Genomic DNA, 24,502 nt, shown 5'->3' with positions numbered 1-24,502 from the left:
ATTATTTTGCCGCTAAACTTTTCCCAATACCTTAAGGGCACTCTGATAAACATCCTTGACATCAGGAATCGCCGCCTTCTCCAGACTATAGTTGTAAGGTACCGGAACATCCGCCGCATGAACTCGTACTGGCTGGGCATCTAAAGCAAAGAAGCAATCCTCGATGATTCCAGCGATCACTTCGCTGCCAACACCCACCGGTGCCTCATCTTCTTCGGCCACCAGCACTCGATGAGTTTTTTCTATGGAGCGGCGAATGGTTTCCCGGTCAATCGGCTTGAGGGAGCGCAAGTCGATAACCTCGGCATGAATACCTTCCTGAGCCAGCCTATCCGCCGCAGCTAAACACCAATGCACACTATAGTTATAGCCTATCAGGGTAATATCCGTCCCTTCGCGAACGACCTCAGCACCCTCCAAGGGCCGAAAAGTCTCCTCATCGGGTACTTCCCCTTTGAGGTTATACATACTCTCATGCTCAAGAAAGATCACCGGATCATTACAACGCACCGCGGATTTAAGCATGCCGTAGGCATCCAAGGGGGTACTGGGTGTCACGACCCGCAGGCCCGGAGTCCCCATAAATAGTCTCGACAGCCGTGCTGAATGCTGAGCGCCAAGCTGATGGGCCGTTCCGCCCGGAGTTCGCATCACAATGGGGCATTGCACTCGACCACCTGACATATAATGGATCTTGGCGGCCGCATTGATAAGCGTATCCAAGGCTAGCAAGGCAAAGTTAATGGACATGATCTCAATGATGGGCCGCATGCCAGCCATTGAGGCCCCAATCCCAATACCGGTATAGGAATTTTCGGAAATAGGCGTATCAATGATCCGCTCTTCCCCATATTTATCGTACAAACCCAGGGTAACCTTGTAAGTACCGCCCGCCACGCCAATATCCTCGCCCATGGCAATGACCAGGGGATCATGGGCCAATTCTTCGTCATGGGCGCGGCGCAATGCCTCCCAATAAGCCAGCTCAGCCATGCTGCCGCCCTCCTTGCGCCTGGAGTGGCCCAATCCAGCGCGGATCAGGGTTATCATCTAGTACGTATTTTGTCAGATCGGCTACTTTCGGCTCGGGGCTCTCCTCCGCAAATTTGATGATATCATTGTCGATTTCATCCTGGACCGCCTGTTCCATGGCCTTAAATTCCTCCTCTGTTAATTCACCGGCTTCAATCAAGCGCTTGGCTAAAATCTGAAGGGGGTCCTGCTGCTTCCATTCCGCCACCTCTTCCTTGCTGCGGTAAGCGCCTGCATCCGACATGGAGTGACCCCGATAGCGGTAAGTTAGAAACTCCAGAAAATAAGGTCCCGCGCCACTACGTACATGGTCTACGGCAGGTTGGGCCGCTTCCATCACCACCTCAATATCCTGGCCAAGGTGCTGGCTAGCGGGAATATTATAAGCTTCAAGGCGCTTGTATTGATCAATGACAGCCGTTGATCGTTGAATAGCGGTGCCAATAGCGTAGCGGTTATTTTCGCATACAAACAATACTGGCAATTTCCATAGGGAAGCCATGTTCATAGTTTCATGGAAGGTGCCCTGGTTATTAGCCCCCTCTCCAAGAAAACAGACGGCGATTCGCCCTTCGTTCTGGTGCTTGCAAGCCAAGGCTAACCCTGCCGCCAAGGGGAAGGGCTGGCCTACTAGGGCATACCCCCCCATAAAGCGCACGCTCGGGTCAAAAATATGCATTGACCCCCCACGCCCTTTGGAACTTCCGGTTTCTTTGCCATACAATTCCGCCATCACCTCCTGCGCTGGCGCGCCTGCCTTGATGGCATGGATATGATCTCGGTAACCCGTAATAACATAATCAAAGCCGACCCCATGTTCCGCCTGCACCACCTCGAGCACCCCTGTTGCCACCGCTTCCTGCCCCGAATAAAGATGCAGAAAACCACCAATTTTACGCTCCATGTAGGCTTCAAAGGCACGGTCCTCGAAGCGGCGGAAAAAAACCATCTCCCGCAGTAACCGTTTGCGATCAATCTTTTTCATATCCCCCTCTGGGTATCTATCAATCTGTATTCTGGAAGAATTTCCTTTAGACTTTGGCGAGCGCTCTGCTAACAAAGCGGAGTATGGTCTCTTTTTTTATATTAAATGGTCAAGTTAAATTGCCCTTCTTAACAGAACCGAGGATCATTTAATCCCTTTCTAACATTCTCAGTTCGGCTTCAGAAAATCCTGCCCGCAACCGCGCTTCACGATGCAGGGGACCGCGGGTTTTACCCTTGAAATAGCCCTTCACTAAATCACGAAACGTACGCTCGGCGTTAAGCTTACGACTCTCGCATAGATGGCGAAACCAATGGGAACCAATCCCAACATGGCTTACCTCGTCGCGCAAAATGATTTCAAGGATTAAAACTGCCCGCACATCACCTGCTTGTTGCAGCCGCTCTATCATGCCCGGCGTGACATCCAACCCTCGTGCTTCTAGTACACGGGGAACAAGGGCCATGCGCACCAAAGGATCATGGGCCGTCTTTTGCGCCATCTCCCAAAGGCCGTCATGGGCTGGAAAATCACCATACTCATGATTCATCGAATGCAAGTGATCCTGAAGAAGACAAAAATGATAGCCCTCTTCCAGTGCAACTTGCACCCAATCATCATAAAATGCCCCAGGCAAACCACGAAAACGGCAAACGGCATCCCAGGCCAAATTAATTGCGTTAAATTCAATATGGGCAATGGCATGAATTAATGCCGCTCGCCCCAAAACCGTGGTGAGCCTACGGCGGGGCAATTCCCCCGGTGTCACTAGAGGTGGCCATAGGGGACGGCCGGGAATTTCGGGCAAGCAACTCTCAGGAGGAAAACCAAGCTGCAGGCATCCAGCTTTCCAAAGCTGCGCCACATCGCAAGTCGCCTCGACTTTTTCTTCCGGATCACAGACTGTCAAGCAATGCAAAGCTGCCTCACCAAGCGTTGTTTTTCCCCCTACTAGAGACATAACATCGACTTTTACTTTCCAACTACCCTGCCATTTTACTCGCTTCTCTGCCTAAGAGAGAGTATCATTTATTCTGTTTACCCGCTCCGTTGCCAAATTAGCATTCTGTGCCTCTAAACAAGGTACTCGCGGAAATTCAGTGTTTTTTCTAATCACTAGCGATATTAAAGATAATGACACGACCCAGTGCTTTTAGCTATGAAGATCTCTTACGGTGCGGCCGCGGCGAAATGTTTGGTCCCGGCAATGCTCAACTGCCCATGCCTCCTATGCTAATGTTTGATCGCATTACTTATATCAGCGATGAAGGCGGCCCTTTTGGCAAGGGAGAAATTAATGCTGAAATGGAAATCAAACCCGACTCTTGGTTCTTTAATTGCCATTTCCCGAACGACCCCGTGATGCCAGGTTGCTTGGGCTTGGATGCCATGTGGCAACTTTTGGGATTCTATCTTGCGTGGCGTGGCGGCCCTGGCCATGGTCGTGCTTTAGGTTCAGGAGAAGTAAAATTCACGGGCCAGGTCACCCCTAAAAACAAATTGGTTAGCTACCACATTAACCTTAAACGCGTGATTATGCGCAAGCTAGTGATGGGCATTGCCGATGGCATTATGGCGGTGGATGGCCGGGAAATCTACCTTGCTAAAGATCTTCGGGTTGGCCTGTTCGTCTCAACGGATTCATTCTAGCATTTTACCAGCTAAGCCTTTAAAAAGTCCTTCAATTACTTCATTAACATTACGATTCCATCGCATCATTTGCATTTTGTGATGCATTGCACGCCATCTCTAGCAATAGGGGATTATAAGAGTCGGTACCGGCTATAAAGCCATACAATCTAGTGATTTTCATTGCTGCAGGTACCCATGATGGCGACCAACGTCCATTACCTTGATGCCTCACCCACAGGGGCCAATAAACAAACACAATTTCCAGTTCATCAGATTATTGAGCTTCTTTGTTCTCAAACACTCGAGCAATTTAAGACTCTTCTCGAGGGCACCTTTGGGGCAATTGACGATACTTTTTTCAAGCGTGCCGAGAGAGCAGTCAATAATAGTGAACAATCCGCCTACCTAGATGGCATGCGTCTAGTACGAATGCAGCGAACAGTTATCGAACGCACCTTTCTCAATGACATCAGCAGCCATTTCAATAAATTCCCCGAACACTCGCTTCCTGCCCCAATAGAAAAACCGGTTGAGCCTAACTCTATTGTCCCTAATGGGCTTTCACTAGTAGAGGATAACCAACTAGAAGAAAGCTTAGCTCTTACTGGCATGGTTGCCAGAGCAAGAACCTGTTTCTCGCTGCCTTTATCTCAGCTGGAAATCCGCTTGGCTTTTCTCATTGATCGCAAAAGCATTGATTCCCATTCCAATCCTGTTGACCCCGAAATTATCGCAAACGCCTTTGATAGAACCATTCGAGATCTGGAGCTTTCTCTTGAGAGCAAACTTATCATTTTTAAACTCTTCGACAAACATCTAATAAGCCATCTTGGAGAACTCTACGAAAAGCTAAATCTGCTTCTCATCGATGCGGGTATATTAGCGGAATTTACGCAAAACCTCTGGCTCCCCCACCATCAACAAGGCCAAAAAGCAGAACATATCGGCAGCACCCATCCGCTTGATACTCAAGAGCAAGCTTCAGTAGTAAATACAAATATAGATTCCTCTGATTTATTTCAATTAATGCAGCAGTTCTTGAATGCTTCTGCCCCATTCAACCATACTCAACACGATACTCCACTTGTATGTGAAGAATATCAACCGGCCTGGAGCGAGGAAAAGCTGATTAACGTTTTGTCAGCGGTCCAAAATAAGGTCGAAAAGGAAGAAAAGGCATCACTAAATTCCTCTCCCTCTTACCTTGGCAAGGATAATCTCAAACAACGAATCATCGGGGTACTCGAGCAAGCCTCGTCAGAACAAAAGCTAGAGAACTTTGGCCGTACCGAAGACAATGTAATCGATATTGTTAGCATGCTATTCGATTTTATCCTTGACGACCAGGGAATACCGGATACCATTAAAGCGCTGATTGGGCGACTCCAGATTCCAATGCTCAAGGTAAGTATCCTGGATAAAACTTTCTTTAGCAAAAAACAACATCCAGCACGGATGTTATTAAATGACCTGGCAAGGGCAGGAACAGGCTGGAATGAAGATGAGCCTATAATCCAGCAGGGGGTCTATGCTCAAATGAAGCATACCGTCAACCGGATTCTCAATGAATTCGATGACGATATTTCAATTTTTGTAGAGCTCCAGCAAGAGTTTTCAGAATTTCTAAGCGCGGAGCAGAGTAAAATAAGAATTATTGAAGAGCGCACCCAGCAAGCCGAAGAAGGCAAATCCCGGGTTACAGAAGCGCGTATTCAGATACAAAAAGAAATAGCAACTCGTGTCCAAGCCAGTAGATTACCTGAAACCATGACCACCCTACTTCACCAAGTTTGGTCTAGGATTCCACTGCTTATCTATCTTAGAGAGGGGCCTAACAGCAAGGATTGGCAGCAAGCCATAGCCACCCTTGATAAATTGGCCTGGACGCTGGTTCCTAAACAAACAGGAGAAGAAAGAAAAAAACTTCTAGTCACCATACCAGGTTTGCTGCAAGAGCTACGCCACGGCTTTAATCAGGTACAGTGCAATCCAATGGATACCGTACGGTTTTTCAAAACCCTGGAGACATGCCATATCAGTTGCATTCGTGCTTCATCTCATGGCGATTCTCATTTTAACGAAAAGCAGGCAACAACCTCGACAAACCACAAGCACCTAACCCCAAATGCAAGTCAATCAAAGCAGACCCCGTCTCTTGGAAATCAGCCTGATCCTCAGTCAAGTGAAGAAACTCATGATATTCCGCTTTCCTCGTCCACCAACCAGAAAGACCCTCCCCCTCCTGAAGAGGATAAATACCTGCGAGAATTAGCGGCTGTACCCCTCGGGAGTTGGTTTTTATTTACCTACCCCAAAAAACAGAAACGCCGCGGCAAGCTTTCCATTCGAATTGCCGGAGGCGGCAATTACGTTTTTGTAAACCGAACAGGCGCCAAAATATTGGAGCAATCTCCTTCCGATCTTGCACAAGGAATGCGCCACGGCCATATTAAAATACTGGCTGACGACTTAATCTTAGACCGTGCCCTGGACTCCGTTTTAAAGAGCCTCCGTCAAATGCACGATAATTTGTTATAGGAAAAGCCTTCGTTTATGCAGGCGAAATCGAGCACTCTCTAAGGGATGTAAGCCGGAATTTTTTCCAGTTTCCAAATATCAGTATTATATTCTTGGATGGTGCGATCAGCAGAAAACTTACCGCTTGCTGCAGTGTTGAGAATACTCATACGAGTCCAACGTTCCTGATCACAGTAGGCTTCCGCAACTCGACGTTGACTATCAATATAACCCCGAAAGTCAGCAATCGTCATCCATGGATCTCGTGGGCTACGCAGTGAATCCAAAATAGGGTTGAAAATTCCTGGCTCAAACTGATTAAAATGACCGCATTCAAGCAGATGTATCACCCGTTGCAATTCGTCATCACTAGCAATAACCCCATTAGGATCATAGTGCTGTCGCGTCGCTTCCACCTCTTCAGCCGTCAACCCAAATAAGAAGAAATTTTCATCGCCCACCTCCTCACGAATCTCGATATTGGCACCATCTAGCGTACCGATAGTAATGGCACCATTCATCATAAATTTCATGTTGCCGGTACCAGACGCTTCCTTGCCAGCGGTAGAGATCTGCTCTGAGAGATCAGCTCCAGGGCAAATAGTTTCCATTATTGAAACCCCATAATTGGGCATGAAAAAGATTTTGAGGGCACCATCCGTTCTCGGATCATGGTTGACTACATCGGCAACATTATTAATTAATTTAATAATTAATTTTGCCATCCAGTAACCAGGGGCTGCCTTTCCGCTGATCAGCATGCAACGAGGAACCCAATTCTCCATGTCCCCTCGCTTAATCCGATCATAGAGATGAATAATATGCAGGATATTCAACAACTGCCGCTTGTATTCATGGATACGTTTTACTTGCACATCAAATAAGAAATGAGCGCTGGCCTGGATACCTTGTTGGGCCTGAAGAGCGAGCAGCCGCTTCTTGTTTTCATGTTTGATACTATGCCATCGGGCGCGAAACTCTGGATTTTCCGCACAGAGGGAGAGCCGGCGAAGTTGGCTTAAATCAGTAACCCATTCCTCGCCAATGGTCTCGGTAATTAAACCAGCTAAATCAGGATTGCATTTAGCCAGCCAGCGGCGGGGAGTTACCCCGTTAGTCTTATTATTAAATTTATGCGGCCAAAGTTGATAAAAATCATGAAATAAGCCGTGCTTAAGTAAATGGGTATGCAAGGCAGCAACCCCATTGACAGAGAAACTAGCAACGATGGCAAGATGGGCCATACGTACCTGCGGGTTCTCTCCCTCTTCTATAATAGATATACGCGCCCGCAACGTGGTATCTCCCGGCCAACAACGCGCAACCTCAGTTAAGAAGCGAGCATTGATTTCATAAATAATTTCTAAAATACGTGGCAATAGCGAGCCAAACATACTTACTGGCCATTTCTCCAGCGCTTCCGGCAGCAAAGTATGGTTAGTATAGGCCACGGTACGACTGGTAATTTCCCAGGCATCGTCCCACCCTAGCCCACGCCCATCCATTAGCAAGCGCATCAACTCCGGCACCATACAAGTAGGATGAGTATCATTAAGCTGGAAACGATTTTTCTCAGCAAACTGGCTAAAATCCTCACCCCGACGCCGTATCCAATCGCGCAGGATATCCTGTAAACTTGCCGAAGCCAGAAAGTATTGTTGGCGCAGGCGGGTTTCCTTACCCAACTCCATCGCATCATTAGGATAGAGTACCATGGTAATATTTTCGGCGGCGTTTTTCGCTGCGACAGATTCTGGATATCTTCCCGCATTGAATTCGCCAAGATCGAAAACATCAGTCGCCTCAGCTTTCCATAACCGTAAAGTATTGACCGTATCATTACGATATCCCGGAATAGGAATATCGTAAGGCACTGCAAGTACATCATGGGTATCAACCCAGCACACACGCCAGCCTCCGCGGCCATCATCTAGATATTCTGTACGGCCGCCATATTTGATCCTTTGAGTATATTCCGATCTCTCTAACTCCCAGGGATTACCATCTCGAAGCCAGCGGTCAGGCTCTTCCACCTGATACCCATTATCAAATTCCTGCCGAAACATGCCATACTCATAGCGTAGACCATACCCCATAACGGGAAGCTGCAAAGTTGCGCAACTATCCAAAAAACAAGCGGCTAAACGCCCTAAACCTCCATTACCCAAACCAGCATCGTGTTCTAACTCTGCCAATCCCTCCAAATTTAAACCGTATTCCTGTAAGGCAGCGCTCACCTCATCCTCAAGATCCAAGTTAAGCATGGCATTGCTCAGGGAACGCCCTAGCAGGTATTCCATGGAGAAATAATATACCCAAGAACAACGGCTTTCATCGTAGGCGCGCTTAGTATTTCTCCAGCGCTCCATTAATCGATCACGAACGGTAAGCACTAGGGCAAAATACAAATAATGTTTTGATACAAGGCTTTCGTCACGCCCCAGAAAGCGGCCGAAATAGCCTTTGTAGTCTTCAGCTAAACTCTGCCTATCCATCCCCAACGGCGGCAATCCCATAAGTTTGGATAAGGATATCGTATTATAAAAGTGCTTTGACATGGAACATTGCTCTTGGGATTTAAGCGTAATATCAACTATCTCGATCTTCTCTATTCACTAGTTGGTAACAATATCCCACTAGCACCCGTTATTTTGTAATGTAATTAGGGAAGGATAAGTTTAAGGTTATTCGTTTCCAATTGCCTTTACACTCAAACGGACTCGGCCTTGTTTATCTACTTCTAAAACCTTAACACGAATAATATCGCCTTCGGATAACTTATCGCTCACATTTTTTACCCGCTCGGCCGAAATCTGCGAGATATGAAGCAAACCGTCTTTACCAGGCAGGATAGTGACAAAGGCCCCAAAATCCATTAGCCGGGAAACCCGCCCTTCATAGATTTTGCCCACTTCCACATCAGAGACGATCTCTTCCACTCGGCGCTTAGCCTCTTGACCATCCGCCTTATCCGCAGAGAAAATCTTCACCGTTCCATCATCTACGATATCAATCGTAGTACCCGTTTCCTCGGTAAGTGCCCGAATAGTTGCACCCCCTTTGCCGATTACATCACGGATCTTTTCTGGATTAATTTTGAACACGATCATGCGCGGGGCATATTCGGACATCTCTTGGCGTGGGGTAGAAATAATCTCATTCATTTTCTGGAGGATATGAAAACGGCCTTCACGCGCCTGAGTCAGAGCCGTCCGCATGATCTCCTCGGTAATGCCGTCAATTTTAATGTCCATTTGCAAGGCCGTGACTCCTTTCTCCGTACCCGCCACCTTAAAATCCATATCGCCGAGATGATCCTCATCGCCGAGGATATCACTCAAAACAGCGAAGCGATCCGCTTCTTTGATAAGCCCCATGGCGATACCCGCAACCGGCGCCTTAATAGGAACTCCCGCATCCATTAGGGAAAGGCTAGTTCCACACACCGTCGCCATGGAGCTAGAACCGTTAGATTCGGTAATCTCAGAAACCACCCGAATGACATAAGGGAAACTTTCTTCATCTGGCACCACTGCATTCAAACTGCGCTTAGCTAAGCGTCCATGGCCGATTTCCCGACGCTTAGGAGAGCCAACGAAACCCGTTTCGCCAACACAATAGGGGGGAAAATTATAGTGCAACATAAAGCGCTCCCGGCGCTCCCCTTCAATAGCATCAATCACTTGAGCATCCCGTTCGGTGCCCAAAGTCGTCGCCACCAAGGATTGAGTTTCGCCGCGGGTAAAGAGAGCTGAACCATGAGTTCGAGGTAACAGCCCAGTGGTAATGCTAATAGGCCGGATGGCCGTAGTATCACGGCCATCAATACGTTCCCCACCAGCTAGAATCTGCTCACGCACTAAGCGCTTTTCCAAGGCACCCATAGCCTCTAGCACCTGCTCCCGACTCCACTGGGAATTATCCTCAGGTACCAGACTTCCAACAATGGAATTCCGTAATTCCGTCAAGCAAGCCTGGCGTTCCTGTTTCGAGCGTACCTGATAGGCTTCTTGCACGCGGGCCTCTCCAATGTCCCGGATAGCCGATTTCAAATCTTCTTCTTCAATGGGAGACTGCCAATCCCAAGCGGGTTTACCAGCTTCCTCCGCTAGTTCTCGAATGGTTTGGATCACCTCTTGCATTTCTTGATGACCAAACATGACAGATCCCAACATGATTTCCTCAGGCAGTTCTTGAGCCTCGGACTCAACCATCAATACCGCCTTTTCCGTCCCTGCAACTACTAAATCAAGCGCTGATTCTTCCATCTGGCTCAGCGTTGGATTGAGCACATACTGGCCGTCAATATAGCCCACCCGGGCTGCCGCAATAGGTGTGGCAAAAGGAATTCCGGAAAGCGTCAAGGCAGCAGAGGCACCGATAAGGGAAGGAATATCGGGATCGTTTTCACTATCTGAGGAGATAACGGTTGCGATCACCTGCACCTCATTAACAAAATTTTTAGGGAATAAGGGTCGGAGTGGACGATCAATCAGCCGGGAAGTCAGTGTTTCCTTTTCAGTGGGTCTTCCTTCACGCTTAAAAAAACCTCCCGGAATTTTACCAGCAGCATAGGTTCTTTCCTGATAATTAACTGTCAGTGGAAAAAAATCACGCCCCTCAACCGCCTCTTTCATTCCCACTACCGTCACCAACACAACTGTTTCACCATAGCGGACGACAACAGCTCCGCTGGCCTGGCGTGCAATACAACCGGTCTCAAGAATTAAGGGGCGATCACCGTATTCAATTACCTTTTTAATGGGGGTCACATTTATTTCCTTACACTAAATAGCTGGGAAAGAGGAATAACCAACCGCCATGCGGCCTCACTTACAAAAAGCAGCTCAACCACGATAGCGATGTGCAGATTTTGATCTGCTTGGAGAAGTAGCTAGCGGCGCAATCCAAGCCTACCAATTAAAGTACGATAACGATTTAAATCTTTTTTCTTCAAATAATCTAATAGCTTACGCCGTTGCCCCACAGCCCGCAGTAGCCCCTGGCGTGAATGATGATCATGGGTGTGCTGCTTAAAATGACCGGACAGTTGAGTGATACGTTCCGAAAGCAGGGCAACCTGCACTTCCGGTGAACCCGTATCATTGGCAGAACACTGATGTTCCTTGATAACTTGTATTTTTCTTTCACTACTTAAGGACATATTTTCATTCCCCATTCTCGCTTTTAGCTGATATTGACTGGCTATTTGATAGGTCTTCAATTTTACTCACAAATAAGATTCCCTAACAATAATAAGTCACCCAAAACAAACTCCTAACCCCTAATCCCTATCTATAGGTTAACCATTTTGGCTGAAAATCAAACGGCGCGGAGCAACACGACCATCCTCCATAACCCGTCCTACCCCAAAAAATCCCTTGTCACACTCCATTAAACGAACCCAGCCTTCGCTTGGGGCTTGCGGAACCCGTACCGATTGCCCCTGCCGCAGGTAGTAGGCTAAATCAGCAATTAGATCTACTGCAGGCCAATCAGCCAAAATTTGCCCTACGGGTAACAGCAAATTTCCGAGTGCCTCAGTATTAGTTTCGGCTAGCATTTCCAACTCTTCCAGGGAAACCATATCCGACGCACCAAAAGAGCCGACTTGGGTACGACGCAGTGCTATAACATGAGCGCCACATCCCAGCGCCTGACCAATAGCCTCAGCCAGGGTACGAATATAAGTCCCCTTAGAGCAAAAAACTTCAAACTCTAATTGATCATTGGATAATCCTGTCAATTTAATGGTATGGATAGTCACCTGGCGAGATTTACGCTCCACTTCAATTCCTTGGCGGGCAAGTTTATAGAGCGGCTGGCCCTGATATTTAATTGCCGAGTACATAGGAGGCACCTGCTCTTGCGGGCCAGAGAAGCTGGATAAAAATTTTGCCACCTCATCTTCATCCAACTCATTGACAGGATGGGTTTCTACTACCTCACCATCAGCATCCCCAGTGGTAGTCACTACACCGAGACGGCACCTCACCTGATAGCGCTTGTCAGCCTCTAGCAAAAACCCCGACAATTTAGTTGCCTCCCCCAAGCAAATTGGCAACAATCCATTTGCAAGAGGATCTAAACTGCCCGTATGCCCCGCTTTCCGGGCTTGATATATCTGCTTAACTCGCTGCAAAGCACCATTAGAACTGATGCCTGCAGGTTTATCTAAAAGCAACATTCCATGGACGTCTTGGCCCTGAAGGCGGCGTTTTTTCTTCATCCTTGTATTATTACGTTTTCGACCACTCAACTAATAAAGGCAGAGGGGATTATTCAGTTAAATTATCTGATCCCCCGTCTATATCTTTCTGAACCGCTTTATCAATAAGCGCGCTTAGGCGCCTACCACGCTTGATAGAGTCATCATAAACAAATTGCAAGCGCGGGACGACCCGTAACTCCACCCGCTGGCTTAAACCATGCTGGAGAAATCCGGTTGCCTTATTTAAAATCGTTAACTGTCTCTGAGTGTCTTCTTCTTTCCCTAGAAAAGTAACGTAGACTTTAGCCTGTCTAAAATCTGGCGACACTCTCACATGAGAAACGGTAACTAACTTTACCCGGGGATCCTTTAGTTCCGCCTGGAGTAGGCGAGCCAGTTCCCTTTGCAGTAATTCACCAACCCGGCGAGCGCGAGAAATTTCTTGACTCATATCCCTTGGTTATAAAGCGGGCTCTTTTCTTACTCTTTCATAAACTTCAATCTGGTCTCCCACTTTAACATCCTTATAATCCTTAACGCCAATACCACATTCGGTGCCTGCCCGAACCTCCTGGACATCGTCTTTAAAGCGACGCAGGGATTCTAGCTGGCCTTCAAAAACGACGATGTTATCGCGCAGTACACGGATAGGATTATTGCGGCGTACGGTACCTTCAACCACCAAGCAACCCGCAATAGCCCCCAGCTTAGGTGAACGAAATACATCGTCTACCCGGGCCAAGCCAATGATTTCTTCCCGGTACTCGGGATCTAGGATGCCGATTAAAGCCCCTTTTATTTCATCAATAGCATTATAGATTACACTATAATAATGTAAATCAACCCCTTTCTCGGCAATTAGACGGCGCGCTGTAGCATCCGCCCGAACGTTAAAGCCAATCACAACAGCGTTAGAAGCAACCGCCAGATTAACGTCTGTCTCATTAATACCACCGACACCCGCAGCGACGACCTTAACCCTTGCCTTATCGGTAGAAAGTTTAGTCAAGGAACTGGAAAGAGCCTCAGCAGATCCCTGCACATCAGCCTTAATTACGAGATTAAGCGCCCTAATTTCTCCTTCTTCCATCTCATTGAACATATTCTCAAGCTTGGCGGATTGCTGCCGCGCCAGCTTAACTTCCCGTTCTTTAGCTTGGCGATGCCCAGCAACCTCCCGCGCTCTACGCTCATCCGGCACTACCACTGCCTCATCGCCTGCATTGGGTGCCCCCGACAAACCTAGAATTTCCACCGGTGTTGATGGCCCTGCTTCCATTATCTCTTGACCAGTTTCGGTAAGCATGGCGCGAACCCGACCAGTTTCCACTCCACTGAGAAGAATATCACCCTTACGTAAAGTACCACTTTGCATTAATACTGTAGCTACCGGGCCGCGCCCTTTATCTAGCCGAGATTCGATAACGACACCGCGAGCAGGCCCTTCGGCGGATACCTTAATCTCCATTACTTCAGCCTGAAGCAAGATAGCTTCAATTAGATCATCAATGCCTTCCCCCGTCTTAGCCGAGACATTGACAAACTGAGTGTCCCCTCCCCACTCCTCGGTAATTACATCATGATTAGCAAGCTCTTGCTTAACCCTATCTGGATCGGCATCAGGCCGGTCAATCTTATTAACCGCCACCACAAGTGGCGCGCCTGCTGCACGAGCATGCTGAATAGCTTCCACCGTCTGTGGCATGACGCCATCATCCGCAGCGACCACCAAAATAACAATATCGGTGACTTTAGCCCCCCGGGCGCGCATCGCGGTAAAGGCCGCATGGCCTGGTGTATCGATAAAAGTAATCTCACCTTTATCCGAACGCACCTTATAGGCTCCAATATGCTGGGTAATTCCCCCCGCCTCAGACGTGGCAACTTTCGCTCGCCGGATATAATCAAGCAGCGAGGTTTTACCATGATCTACATGGCCCATAATAGTGACCACGGCAGCCCGTGAAACTTGTCTGCTTACTTCTTGCTCAGCTTGGACCAACTCCAACTCGAGCGTGTTTTCTTGCAAGCGCTTAGGTTTATGGCCCATTTCCTCCACAACGATGGTCGCCGTATCTTGATCTAAAACCTGATTGATAGTCGCCATAATACCCAATTTCATCAGTGACTTAATCACTTCGGCTGCCTTCACTGACATTTTTTGAGCTAGCTCGGCAACAGTGATCGTCTCGGGAATAGAGACTTCACGCACGATAGGCGCCGTTGGCCTTTCAAATCCATGCTTAGCTGCGGGTGCCACTTTTTGGGGCCGAAATTTTTTACGCTTACTGGTACCAACCTTGCCAGGAGCTATGTGTAGCTCTTTGCGACCGAACTTAGTTCCCCTTTGTTTTTGCTCAGATTCCCGATCCTCGGAACGGAATCGAGATTTCGCTTTCCGGCTAGCAGGCTTGTCCGTTCTGGCTGTCTCCAACTCGTTCTCTGGTTTCTTTTCCGCATCAAAACGGCGTTTGGCTTGCTCCTCGACCTGGCGTTTGGCTTGCTCCTCGGCCTGGCGTTTGGCTTGCTCTTCGGCCTGGCGTTTGGCTTGCTCTTCGGCCTGGCGTTTGGCTTGCTCTTCGGCCTGGCGTTTGGCTTGCTCTTCGGCCTGGCGTTTGGCTTGCTCTTCGGCCTGGCGTTTGACTTCCTCCTCGGCCTGGCGTTTGACTTCCTCCTCGGCCCGGCGTTTGACTTCCTCCTCGGCTATAAGCCGCGCTTCTCGTTCCTGTTGTACACGAACTTCTGCCTGCGCCTCTTCTTCCTCCCGATGAAGTTTCGCTAAACGCTCTTGCTCTTGCTCTAGTATCGCGCTGCGCTTGATATAGGTGCGCTTTTTACGCACCTCAACGTTGACTGTCTTGGAGCGCCCCCCCCCTGCATTCACTTGAATTTCACTATGGCTCCGGCGATTTAGGGTAATTTTTTTAGGCGTTGCAACCTCTACGCTAGCGCCATGGCTGTGCCTCAAGTATCTCAACAGCTGCAACTTTTGCGCTTCTGTAATCGCCGCATCTTCCCGGTCGACTCCAATGCCCGCCTCCCGTAGCTGTTCAAGTAAGCGGCCGACAGGAGTACCGACCACATCGGCTAGCTGCCGTACGGTTACTTCACTCATTGCCGCTCCTCCGTTTCATCACTCTGCTCCTCGTCAGCAAACCAAGATTCTCGTGCCGCCATAATGAGGCGAGCAGCTTTCTCCCTCTTCATTCCCTCAATCTCCATGAGTTCATCCACTGCCTGTTCCGCCAAGTTTTCTTTGGTTGTAATACCCTTGCTGGCCAGTGCAGAGGCTAATCCATGGTCAACCTCTTCCATGTCCAATAATTCCTGGTCTAGCTGTACGGTTTCAATAGTCTCTTCATTAGCGATTGCTCGCGTAAGAAGAACATCACGAGCTCGATTGCGTAGTTCCTGAACGATCTGGGAGTCAAACTCCTCTATAGCAAGAATCTCTTGTTCTGGCACATAGGCCATTTCTTCAATACTAGAAAAACCTTCATGTACTAGAATAGCTGCCACTTCCTCATCCACATCTAACTGTTCCATAAACATTTGCTGAAGCGATTTTGCCTCACTTTCACCTTTTTCTTCTGCTTCTTGTTCTGTCATTACATTCAACTCCCAGCCGGTCAGCTGGCTAGCCAAACGTATGTTTTGCCCTCCACGGCCAATGGCTTGAGAGAGATTCCCCTCAGCCACAGCAACGTCCATGCTATGGCGTTCCTCATCAACCACGATAGAGACGGCTTCCGCTGGCGCCATGGCATTAATTACAAAACGCGCCGGATCTTCGTCCCAAAGCACAATATCCACCCGCTCACCAGCAAGCTCATTCGACACGGCTTGAACTCTAGAACCCCGCATGCCTACGCAGGCTCCTACCGGGTCAATACGAGTCTCATTAGTTTTTACGGCAATTTTAGCCCGAAGACCTGGATCCCGAGCAGCACCCTTGACTTCAATACGGTTCTCGTTGATTTCAGGAACCTCTAACTTGAACAATTCAATGAGAAGCTCCGGGGCAGTCCTGCTAATAACTAGTTGGGGTCCTCGCCCTTCAGCTCGTACTTCCTTAAGGTAACCTCGCAATCGATCTCCTGGCCGGACTGCCTCACGGGGTATCATCTCTTCTTGAGGAATAATACCCTCGGCATTGTCTCCCAGATCCAGAATAATGTTGCCACGATCCATGCGTTTAACTACCCCCATGACCATCTCTTTAACCCGGCCCTGGTAAGCTGCGGCAACCTTAGCCCGTTCCGCCTCCCGCACCTTTTGAACGATCACTTGTTTAGCGGTTTGGGCAGCAATACGCCCAAATGCTATCGATTCCATGGGCTCTTTCACAACCCCCCCCACTTCGGCGCTAGAGTCCCGTTTGCACGCTTCGCTTAAACACATCTGGCGCTCTGGCGCTTCTAATTCCGCCTCATCCTCAATAACTTCCCACGACCGAAAGGATTGGTAATCTCCCGTGGTCCGATCAATAACAACTTGCACTGCAATATCTTCTTGATAGCGCTTGCGAGTGGCCATCGCCAAAGCCGCCTCAATTGCTTGGAAGATGACTTCCTTGTTGACGCCTTTTTCATTAGAAACAGCGTCTACTACCATCAGAATTTCTTTGTTCATTGCCGCCCTCAAGCCAGATACATCCTCAATATTCTGGTATTAATCGCGCTTTTTTAATGCCTTCTAGCGGCAATTCAAACTCTTCTCCAGCCACTAAAATAACCACGCGATCACCACGAATCCCCTGCAGTAAGCCTTTAAATTCGCGGCGCCCGTTTAGCGGTTCGCTCAGAGTGATGGATGCCTCCACTCCTGTAAAACGCTTGAAATGCTCTTCCGTAAACAATGGCCTATCCAGTCCAGGGGAAGAAATTTCCAGGGTATACGCTGACGCCATTGGCTCCTCTACATCTAGCAGGGCACTAATTTGATGGCTTGTTCGCTCACAGTCGTTGACCGTTACCCCAGATGGTGCATCGATATATATACGCAAAAGAACCCCTTTACCTACCGATGATAAGCGTTCTACACCTACCAATTCATAGCCAAGAGCGGCCACGACCGGTCCCACCAACTTGCTAATTCGTTTATCGCCCCACATACTGACAGAAATAAAAAAAGGGCCAATGGCCCAATTTTAATAACAACATCCTCCAAGGTTAGCGAGCCCTGTATACGACAAAACCCCGATTTCGGGGTTTATCGTTTAAAACTTGGTAGCGGGGGCAGGATTTGAACCTGCGACCTTCGGGTTATGAGCCCGACGAGCTGCCAGACTGCTCCACCCCGCATCTGTAACCTCGATGTTTCTATATGATATCTAATAGAGAAAGCGCTTTCAAGCTATAAGTAGATACGGAAAAACTGTGTTAAGCAAAAAAACTAAATTAATAATTACATCCTTTATCTAAAGGCAACATACTGAAGAATTTGCGTTTCCCGGCAGTCCTCAACAAAGGGGTTACTCGAGCGTTCCCCACCCCAGGCTCCGAGAGCGAGAAAATTATGGTGCGAATTCATCGAAATGCAAGTCATCTGAGTCCTCTCGCTCGACGCGCCGTTTCACTTTGTGACCTCACTAGGGGAACACGTTCACCCTCTATGGAGAATTCCCATGAAAACATCTGTTGAACAGCTCATTGAACAAGCATCAGAGCTTCTGGAACGCCTTGAAAATTTGCTGCCGGCTCAGGCATCAGAGCCCGAGTGGGAGCGGTCGGTTGCCTTCCGTTGGCGCCGCATCCACGCGCGGGGTCCGGGCTACTTAGAAGCGGTCCCCCATGCCCATAACATCCAGTTGAGCGAGCTCCGTGGCATTGAAGTGCAAAAGCGGCAAATCGTTCAGAATACCGCCCAATTTCTCTCTGGCTTACCAGCCAATAACATCCTTCTCTGGGGCGCCCGGGGTACAGGTAAATCCTCGCTTATTAAAGCACTCCTCAACACTTTTGCTAATCAAGGCTTACGTCTTATCGAAGTTGATCGGCACGAATTACTAAACCTGCCTGACATTGTCGCGCTTACTTCCCATCGCCCAGAACGCTTTATTTTATTCTGCGATGACCTCTCTTTTGACGCTAATGATCCTAGCTACAAGGCACTTAAGGTCGTACTCGATGGTTCTGTTAGCGCTGCGCCAGAAAATATCCTAGTCTATGCCACCTCTAATCGCCGCCACTTATTGCCTGAGTACATAGAGGAAAATCAACAAAGCCAGTTAGTAAAAGGAGAAATTCACCCCAACGAAGCAACGGAGGAGAAGATTGCGCTTTCTGATCGTTTTGGTCTCTGGTTATCCTTCTATCCTTTTAATCAGCAGGGCTATATCGAGATCGCCAGCGCCTGGCTCGATTATTATGGCATCACCCCTGAATTAAGGGAACAGGCCACCGAAGCGGCCCTCCAATGGGCTCTGCTAAGAGGTTCCCGTAGCGGCCGTACCGCATGGCAATTTGCCCGTGATTTCGCGGGCCGTCACAAACTCAGCAATGCTCCTTAAGTTCTCTCCCCCAAGGTTTGGGAGATTAGCTACAATCGCCTATACTAAGGTGCTCAAAGTAGAATCCTCCCTATGACAAATCCTAATCTCAACCGGCTTCAGCCTTATCCCTTTCAGCGCCTGGCCCAGCTGATAAGGGAAACCACTCCACCACCTTCAAAGCCTCCCCTTGCGCTTTCTATCGGAGAGCCCAAGCACGCTACGCCCAGCTTTATCGTCGAAACACTCGTCAGTCATTTGCATGGCCTGGCCACCTATCCCACTACCCGAGGCATGGCGGGCCTTCGAGAAGCCATCGCCACCTGGTTAACACAACGATTTCATTTGCCTGCCGGAGCAGCTGATCCTGAACACCATATCCTCCCTGTCAATGGAACCCGCGAAGCCCTATTCGCCATTGCTCACTGCGTAATCGATTCTAACCAGGATCCCTTGGTAGTCATGCCCAATCCCTTTTATCAAATCTACGAGGGAGCTGCCTTGCTGGCCGGCGCTCAACCCTATTATGTTAACTGTACCGCTGACAATTATTTTATCCCTGATTATCGGGCCATACCTAAACAGGTGTGGCAACGCTGCCAACTGCTTTATCTCTGCTCTCCTGGCAACCCCACCGGCGCGGTCTTAGATCTGGAAACACTCGCCGCCCTTATTGAGCTGGCCCAGCGTTTTGATTTTATTATCGCTGCGGATGAGTGCTATTCCGAAATATACTTAGATGAAAGCGATCCTCCACCGGGTCTATTGCAAGCCGCCATCCACACTGGCTTAGATGATTTTCGCCGCTGCTTAGTATTTCACAGCCTCTCCAAGCGCTCTAATGGACCTGGACTACGCTCCGGTTTTGTCGCTGGCGATGCTCACCTCATCGAACAATTCTTGCGCTACCGCACCTATCATGGCTGCGCTATGCCCCCCGCAACGCAAGCCGCTAGCATAGCTGCCTGGAATGATGAGCGCCATGTGATAGAAAATCGCCACCGCTACCGAGAAAAATTCGCTGCAGTTCTCGAAATCCTAGGCTCTGAAATTTCCTGCTCGCTACCCAAGGCAAGTTTTTATTTATGGCCGGAGACCCCAATTCCCGACACTGATTTTGCCCAGCAGCTATATCAGCGAGAAAATGTTTTGACTCTTCCCGGACGTTTTCTCGCCCGGGAAGCCCACGGCACCAACCCCGGAGAGCAGCGAATCCGCTTGGCTCTCGTCGCGCCCCTAGAGGAATGTGTTGAAGCCGCGTGGCGGATCAAAAATTTTGTAAATGCCCTGTAAAATTATACTAATGGAGTAACGTAATGAATGATTCTCAAGCAATTATTGAAGAAGCTTTTGAGCGCCGCGCTGAAATTAGCCCTCGCAAAGCAGAGACCCTGGTCAAGGATGCGGTGGAAGAAGCACTATACCTGCTTGATACGGGCAAGGCCCGGGTGGCGGAAAAACAAAAGGGTGAGTGGATAGTCAATGAGTGGCTTAAAAAAGCCGTTCTCCTCTCGTTCCGGCTATCGGATAATGTTTTTATGAAAGGGGGCTATACCAACTATTTTGATAAAGTTCCCTCCAAGTATGCTGATTACAGCTCACGGGACTTCCGCCAGGATGAAGTTCGCGTCGTACCCCCAGCTTCCGTGCGCAAAGGAGCTTTTATTGCACCCAGCGTCGTACTCATGCCCTCCTATGTCAATATTGGCGCCTATGTAGATCAGGGAACCATGGTGGATACTTGGGCCACTGTGGGTTCCTGTGCCCAAATTGGAAAAAATGTCCATCTTTCCGGAGGCGTGGGTATTGGCGGGGTATTAGAGCCCCTACAAGCCAAACCCACCATTATCGAAAATAATTGCTTTGTTGGCGCCCGCTCTGAAATTGTGGAAGGGGTCATCGTAGAAGAAGGATCAGTAATTTCCATGGGCGTATTTATTGGCCAGAGTACCCGAATTTATGATCGGGAAACGGATACCATCAGCTACGGTCGTGTCCCCGCCGGCTCAGTGGTTGTACCCGGCAATCTACCTTCTCAAGACGGTAAATACAGCCTTTATTGCGCTGTTATCGTCAAACAGGTCGACGAAAAAACCCGTAGCAAGGTCGGGATCAATGAGCTTCTACGGAATATATAAATTTCCAAGACATTCCCCTTGGGCAACTACGGAAACTTCATGTCTGCTACCCTAGCATTAGCAAAAGAGCTGATCGCTTGCACCTCGATCACCCCCCATGATGCCGGCTGCCAAACGCTGCTGGCTCAACGTCTCACGGCCCTTGGTTTCCAGGGTGAACGGATGAATTTTGGAGAAGTAGATAATATCTGGCTGCGGCGAGGCCAAAAACCACCGCTCTTTGTTTTCGCGGGCCATACCGATGTGGTCCCCCCGGGACCACCCGACCAATGGCTGACTAATCCCTTTACGCCTGAGATTCGTAATGGCCTGCTTTACGGCCGTGGCGCAGCTGATATGAAAGGCAGCCTTGCTGCCATGGTGACTGCCTGCGAACGCTTTATTAACGCCCATTCAGAACACGCCGGCTCAATCGCTTTCCTACTCACCAGTGATGAAGAAGGACCGGCAATCGATGGGACTGTCAAAGTAATGGAAACCCTGCAAGCTCGAGGTGAGAAAATCGACTACTGCCTGGTGGGAGAACCTACTAGCCAGAAGCAACTTGGAGATATGATTAAAAATGGCCGCCGAGGTTCGCTGGGTGGCCGTCTAATTGTACGTGGCATTCAAGGGCATGTGGCTTACCCTCACCTGGCCGACAACCCCATACATGGCCTAGCACCGGCATTAGTCACGCTATGTGCTCGAACATGGGATCAGGGCAATGAGGATTTTCCTCCCACTACCTTTCAAATCTCAAATATTCAAGGGGGAACAGGAGCGACTAATGTCATTCCAGGGGAGGTGGAAGTTCTGTTTAATTTCCGCTATTCCACGGAAGTTACCCACCAACAGTTACAACAGCAGGTGGAGGAAGTATTATCCCAGCAAAGTTTGAACTACGAATTAGAGTGGACCCTCTCTGGAAAGCCTTTCCGCACCATGCCAGGGAATTTGATGGCAGCGGTTTCTCAGGCGGTACGGGACATCACTGGACTTGATGCGGAATTTTCCACAACTGGCGGCACCTCGGATGGAAGGTTTATCGCTCCCACAGGAGCACAGGTCGTGGAGGTTGGTCCCATCAACGCCACCATTCACAAAGTCAATGAATGCGTTGCTGTGGCAGATCTGGAAACACTCTCCCGAATCTACAGCCGCCTATTAGAGATATTACTTACAGAATAAAATGTCGCGAACATTAAACGCGACGCTGCTCAGGTAAGCGTTATCCCCCGAGCGCCTTTTCAGGAATTCCTAATATCCCCGCATGGAAGGCCTCAATTTCCAGCAATAAGTCGTTTCGACAAACATCCCCCTGGAGAAACAAAGCTGGCACTCTGCCACCGAGGCGCCGCTGCAAACATTGGACAATGGGCGCCATCTCCACACCCTGACGTAAGTAAACCTTTAGCAAACTCAATTCATCCAGCGATTGAATCGCTAATCCATGCAAACGCCGCGCATTATCCGCCAGCGATTGCAAGTTATTAAGCGTTTCATCAAGCTGGGCTAGCGGGTTGTCTACATGCCGGGTTTCATGGCCAACGATGCTAGCCGTCCCGGAAATATAAAGATGGGCCTCAGCGCCCCAAGGTTTTAACGTGGCGCGGGAAAACGAAGGACTACGAGGAGCATAGTGGGATGGGTAGCGAAAGGCGCTCACTTGGCGCGGATTTTCTAATCGAAAACCGGGTTCATGCGCCGCCAAGAAATAGATCAGCACTTGGGAGGTACGGGTTCCCATGGCGGTAGCTGCCACTAGATGGCGCTCAAAATCCGGAGTTGTCTCTAGGATTCGGTGCCGTCCCAGGCAAAAGGCCCGGTAGCGCTCTAGTCCGTCTTCCTCCCGGTGAATATCCGACAAATAGTTCCAGGTTCGCAACAAGTAAGGATAACCTAGGTGTTGCTGGCAGGCCAAGATGGCACGATAGGCGTCATAAGTAGCTTGTTCCATCCCTGGAACCCGGCTTACTTCGAATTGTATATAGCCAAATAACACCGTATCGGTCCGACTATACCGGATTTCTCCTACATAGCCCGTTTCCGGGGAGCAGGGAGTATGCCAAACTTCCAGGGTAGAGTTACCACCCAGTTCCGGCAATTCCACCGTCACTAAACGCGCATCTTTGGTCTCATGCTCTTGGCCAAAGGAAATAACCGCCAAGAGACCCTCCTCGTTTAATAGGGTTTGAAGGCGGGCCGCATTTTCATACCTTACCTGGAACGGGGAATTAAGGCAGTCAGATACTCGTTGTCGGCGGTTATTTCCCATGAATGGCTTGGCTGCCAATTCCAGGCCAACTACCAAGCCGCCCGAGCGGCTCTGACGGCAACGCCTGGCTCGATACCGGCTCCCAAATCATGAAGCACCGTTTCCAAAGCCCCTAGGAAGATCAGCACATTGCGCGGATTAGAACTATACCCCATCAGGCCAACACGCCAAAGTTTTCCCGCCATTTCACCTAAACCCGCCCCAATTTCCAGGCCATATTCTTGCAACAACCGGGTGCGCGCTGCGGCATCATCAACACCTGCCGGAATAGTGATTGCGTTGAGCTGGGGAAGCCGCTCCTTTTCCTTAACTGCAAACTGCAACCCCATCGCTTCGATACCCGCCCGCAGGGCTTGATAATTGCGCTGGTGGCGTGCCCAAGCGTTTTCCAAGCCTTCCTCTTGTAACACAACCAGCGCTTCATGGAGCCCATAAAGGGCATTAATAGGCGCGGTGTGGTGATAAGCTCGCTTGCCATCCCCTCCCCAATAACCCATTACCAGACTCAAATCGAGAAACCAACTTTGTACTTTGTTTTGGCGAGATCGAACCCGCTCAACAGCCCGCTCATTAAAACTTACTGGCGATAATCCGGGGGTACAGGAAAGACATTTCTGGCTTCCGGAATAAATGGCATCGATGCCCCACTCATCTACCTTCACGGGACTACCCCCAAGCGATGTCACCGTATCCACTATCGTCAAGCAACCGTGGCGATGGGCTATTTCCACAAGCGTCTTCGCATCAGAACAAGCGCCGGTAGACGTTTCCGCATGGACAAAGGCCACTACCCTGGCGTCTGGATGGGATTTAAGGGTCTCTTCAAGCTTATTGGGATCGACAGCCGCACCCCAAGGATCCTCCACAAGGATAGGAACTGCGCCACAACGCTCGGCATTTTCTTTCATTCGCCCACCAAATACACCATTTTGGCAGATGACAACCTTATCGCCTGGCTCCAGCAGATTCACAAAACAGATTTCCATCCCCGCACTACCTGGCGCAGAAACAGGAAAAGTCAGTTCATTGCTGGTTTGAAAAGCATATTGCAGGAGGGCCTTCATTTCATTCATCATGGCAATAAAGACGGGATCTAGGTGGCCTATCGTTGGCCGGGACATAGCCTCAAGAATACGGGGATTCACATCGGACGGTCCCGGTCCCATAAGAATACGGGCGGGAGGATGAAAGGAAGTAATGGACATGGGTTCTCCTCTAGAAAATAATGGTTACTACAAAT

19 protein-coding genes and 1 tRNA gene are annotated in these 24,502 nt (G+C 49.2%); 6 read left to right on the top strand and 14 right to left on the bottom strand.

Annotated features, from left to right (window positions below; genetic code table 11):
• Positions 1-12: 12 nt before the first annotated feature.
• The 3 genes from NWAT_RS04825 to NWAT_RS04815 all read right to left on the bottom strand — a co-directional run bounded on the left by NWAT_RS04825 (position 13) and on the right by NWAT_RS04815 (position 2,978).
• Positions 13-993, bottom strand: coding sequence for an alpha-ketoacid dehydrogenase subunit beta (locus NWAT_RS04825; protein ID WP_013220024.1), 981 nt, complete (start codon positions 991-993; stop codon positions 13-15).
• Positions 986-2,017 carry a pyruvate dehydrogenase (acetyl-transferring) E1 component subunit alpha gene (gene pdhA / locus NWAT_RS04820; protein ID WP_013220023.1) on the bottom strand — a complete coding sequence of 344 codons (1,032 nt, stop codon included), beginning with the start codon at positions 2,015-2,017 and terminating at the stop codon, positions 986-988. Before pdhA ends, NWAT_RS04825 begins: the two co-directional genes overlap by 8 nt.
• 148 nt (positions 2,018-2,165) lie before the next feature.
• The gene (locus NWAT_RS04815) at positions 2,166-2,978 is read right to left on the bottom strand and encodes a ferritin-like domain-containing protein (protein WP_013220022.1); all 813 of its coding nucleotides are present in this window, start codon (positions 2,976-2,978) and stop codon (positions 2,166-2,168) included.
• Between the two features lie 173 nt (positions 2,979-3,151).
• On the opposite strand from NWAT_RS04815, the gene fabA reads away from it, so the two are divergent.
• Positions 3,152-3,667 (top strand): 3-hydroxyacyl-[acyl-carrier-protein] dehydratase FabA, encoded by a 516-nt coding sequence (gene fabA / locus NWAT_RS04810; protein WP_013220021.1) that lies wholly within the window; start codon positions 3,152-3,154, stop codon positions 3,665-3,667.
• Between the two features lie 177 nt (positions 3,668-3,844).
• The gene (locus tag NWAT_RS04805) at positions 3,845-6,187 is read left to right on the top strand and encodes a DUF1631 domain-containing protein (protein ID WP_013220019.1); all 2,343 of its coding nucleotides are present in this window, start codon (positions 3,845-3,847) and stop codon (positions 6,185-6,187) included.
• Positions 6,188-6,225: 38 nt separating this feature from the next.
• Here the strand turns inward: NWAT_RS04805 and NWAT_RS04800 are convergent, their stop codons facing one another.
• The 9 genes from NWAT_RS04800 to NWAT_RS04760 form a co-directional block, all read right to left on the bottom strand.
• On the bottom strand, positions 6,226-8,724 hold the full coding sequence (locus NWAT_RS04800; protein ID WP_013220018.1) for a glycogen/starch/alpha-glucan phosphorylase: 2,499 nt from the start codon (positions 8,722-8,724) through the stop codon (positions 6,226-6,228).
• 126 nt (positions 8,725-8,850) lie between these two features.
• The gene (gene pnp / locus NWAT_RS04795) at positions 8,851-10,938 is read right to left on the bottom strand and encodes a polyribonucleotide nucleotidyltransferase (protein ID WP_013220017.1); all 2,088 of its coding nucleotides are present in this window, start codon (positions 10,936-10,938) and stop codon (positions 8,851-8,853) included.
• Between the two features lie 122 nt (positions 10,939-11,060).
• On the bottom strand, positions 11,061-11,330 hold the full coding sequence (gene rpsO / locus NWAT_RS04790) for a 30S ribosomal protein S15 (RefSeq protein ID WP_013220016.1): 270 nt from the start codon (positions 11,328-11,330) through the stop codon (positions 11,061-11,063).
• Positions 11,331-11,468: 138 nt separating this feature from the next.
• On the bottom strand, positions 11,469-12,395 hold the full coding sequence (gene truB / locus NWAT_RS04785) for a tRNA pseudouridine(55) synthase TruB (RefSeq protein ID WP_013220015.1): 927 nt from the start codon (positions 12,393-12,395) through the stop codon (positions 11,469-11,471).
• Between the two features lie 49 nt (positions 12,396-12,444).
• Positions 12,445-12,828 (bottom strand): 30S ribosome-binding factor RbfA, encoded by a 384-nt coding sequence (rbfA, locus tag NWAT_RS04780; protein WP_013220014.1) that lies wholly within the window; start codon positions 12,826-12,828, stop codon positions 12,445-12,447.
• 9 nt (positions 12,829-12,837) lie between these two features.
• Positions 12,838-15,492, bottom strand: coding sequence for a translation initiation factor IF-2 (gene infB / locus NWAT_RS04775; RefSeq protein WP_013220013.1), 2,655 nt, complete (start codon positions 15,490-15,492; stop codon positions 12,838-12,840).
• Positions 15,489-17,009: a transcription termination factor NusA gene (gene nusA / locus NWAT_RS04770; RefSeq protein WP_013220012.1), complete on the bottom strand. Its 1,521-nt coding sequence runs from the start codon at positions 17,007-17,009 to the stop codon at positions 15,489-15,491. Before nusA ends, infB begins: the two co-directional genes overlap by 4 nt.
• A 25-nt stretch (positions 17,010-17,034) precedes the next feature.
• Positions 17,035-17,490: a ribosome maturation factor RimP gene (gene rimP / locus NWAT_RS04765; protein ID WP_013220011.1), complete on the bottom strand. Its 456-nt coding sequence runs from the start codon at positions 17,488-17,490 to the stop codon at positions 17,035-17,037.
• Between the two features lie 113 nt (positions 17,491-17,603).
• A tRNA-Met gene (locus NWAT_RS04760) sits at positions 17,604-17,680 on the bottom strand.
• Positions 17,681-18,003: 323 nt separating this feature from the next.
• Here NWAT_RS04760 and NWAT_RS04755 point away from each other — a divergent pair.
• The 4 genes from NWAT_RS04755 to dapE all read left to right on the top strand — a co-directional run bounded on the left by NWAT_RS04755 (position 18,004) and on the right by dapE (position 22,175).
• Positions 18,004-18,888, top strand: a complete 885-nt coding sequence (locus NWAT_RS04755) for an ATP-binding protein (protein ID WP_013220010.1) — start codon at positions 18,004-18,006, stop codon at positions 18,886-18,888.
• A 72-nt stretch (positions 18,889-18,960) separates the two neighbouring features.
• The gene (gene dapC / locus NWAT_RS04750; protein WP_013220009.1) at positions 18,961-20,160 is read left to right on the top strand and encodes a succinyldiaminopimelate transaminase; all 1,200 of its coding nucleotides are present in this window, start codon (positions 18,961-18,963) and stop codon (positions 20,158-20,160) included.
• A 23-nt stretch (positions 20,161-20,183) separates the two neighbouring features.
• Positions 20,184-21,005: a 2,3,4,5-tetrahydropyridine-2,6-dicarboxylate N-succinyltransferase gene (gene dapD, locus NWAT_RS04745; protein WP_013220008.1), complete on the top strand. Its 822-nt coding sequence runs from the start codon at positions 20,184-20,186 to the stop codon at positions 21,003-21,005.
• A 39-nt stretch (positions 21,006-21,044) separates the two neighbouring features.
• Positions 21,045-22,175: a succinyl-diaminopimelate desuccinylase gene (dapE, locus tag NWAT_RS04740; protein WP_013220007.1), complete on the top strand. Its 1,131-nt coding sequence runs from the start codon at positions 21,045-21,047 to the stop codon at positions 22,173-22,175.
• Between the two features lie 40 nt (positions 22,176-22,215).
• On the opposite strand, the gene NWAT_RS04735 is transcribed toward dapE, so the two are convergent.
• A complete protein-coding gene (locus NWAT_RS04735) occupies positions 22,216-23,262 on the bottom strand; it encodes a chorismate transformation enzyme, FkbO/Hyg5 family (RefSeq protein WP_013220006.1) in 1,047 nt (348 codons plus the stop codon).
• 29 nt (positions 23,263-23,291) lie between these two features.
• Entirely contained in the window at positions 23,292-24,467 is a 1,176-nt protein-coding gene (locus NWAT_RS04730; protein ID WP_013220005.1) for a pyridoxal-phosphate-dependent aminotransferase family protein, read from the bottom strand.
• Between the last annotated feature and the right edge of the window lie 35 nt (positions 24,468-24,502).

Origin of the sequence: Nitrosococcus watsonii C-113 (assembly GCF_000143085.1) — a bacterium.
GTDB classification, from domain to species: domain Bacteria; phylum Pseudomonadota; class Gammaproteobacteria; order Nitrosococcales; family Nitrosococcaceae; genus Nitrosococcus; species Nitrosococcus watsonii.
This window is presented reverse-complemented; position numbering and strand designations above follow the sequence as displayed.

Bases quoted from the DNA above. Each gene is read 5' to 3' on its own strand.
- NWAT_RS04825 (WP_013220024.1), bottom strand. From the start codon at position 993: ATGGCTGAGCTGGCTTATTGGGAGGCATTGCGCCGCGCCCATGACGAA.
- pdhA (WP_013220023.1), bottom strand. From the start codon at position 2,017: ATGAAAAAGATTGATCGCAAACGGTTACTGCGGGAGATGGTTTTTTTC.
- NWAT_RS04815 (WP_013220022.1), bottom strand. From the start codon at position 2,978: ATGTCTCTAGTAGGGGGAAAAACAACGCTTGGTGAGGCAGCTTTGCAT.
- fabA (WP_013220021.1), top strand. From the start codon at position 3,152: ATGACACGACCCAGTGCTTTTAGCTATGAAGATCTCTTACGGTGCGGC.
- NWAT_RS04805 (WP_013220019.1), top strand. From the start codon at position 3,845: ATGATGGCGACCAACGTCCATTACCTTGATGCCTCACCCACAGGGGCC.
- NWAT_RS04800 (WP_013220018.1), bottom strand. From the start codon at position 8,724: ATGTCAAAGCACTTTTATAATACGATATCCTTATCCAAACTTATGGGA.
- rpsO (WP_013220016.1), bottom strand. From the start codon at position 11,330: ATGTCCTTAAGTAGTGAAAGAAAAATACAAGTTATCAAGGAACATCAG.
- truB (WP_013220015.1), bottom strand. From the start codon at position 12,395: ATGAAGAAAAAACGCCGCCTTCAGGGCCAAGACGTCCATGGAATGTTG.
- rbfA (WP_013220014.1), bottom strand. From the start codon at position 12,828: ATGAGTCAAGAAATTTCTCGCGCTCGCCGGGTTGGTGAATTACTGCAA.
- infB (WP_013220013.1), bottom strand. From the start codon at position 15,492: ATGAGTGAAGTAACCGTACGGCAGCTAGCCGATGTGGTCGGTACTCCT.
- nusA (WP_013220012.1), bottom strand. From the start codon at position 17,009: ATGAACAAAGAAATTCTGATGGTAGTAGACGCTGTTTCTAATGAAAAA.
- rimP (WP_013220011.1), bottom strand. From the start codon at position 17,490: ATGTGGGGCGATAAACGAATTAGCAAGTTGGTGGGACCGGTCGTGGCC.
- NWAT_RS04755 (WP_013220010.1), top strand. From the start codon at position 18,004: ATGAAAACATCTGTTGAACAGCTCATTGAACAAGCATCAGAGCTTCTG.
- dapC (WP_013220009.1), top strand. From the start codon at position 18,961: ATGACAAATCCTAATCTCAACCGGCTTCAGCCTTATCCCTTTCAGCGC.
- dapD (WP_013220008.1), top strand. From the start codon at position 20,184: ATGAATGATTCTCAAGCAATTATTGAAGAAGCTTTTGAGCGCCGCGCT.
- dapE (WP_013220007.1), top strand. From the start codon at position 21,045: ATGTCTGCTACCCTAGCATTAGCAAAAGAGCTGATCGCTTGCACCTCG.
- NWAT_RS04735 (WP_013220006.1), bottom strand. From the start codon at position 23,262: ATGGGAAATAACCGCCGACAACGAGTATCTGACTGCCTTAATTCCCCG.
- NWAT_RS04730 (WP_013220005.1), bottom strand. From the start codon at position 24,467: ATGTCCATTACTTCCTTTCATCCTCCCGCCCGTATTCTTATGGGACCG.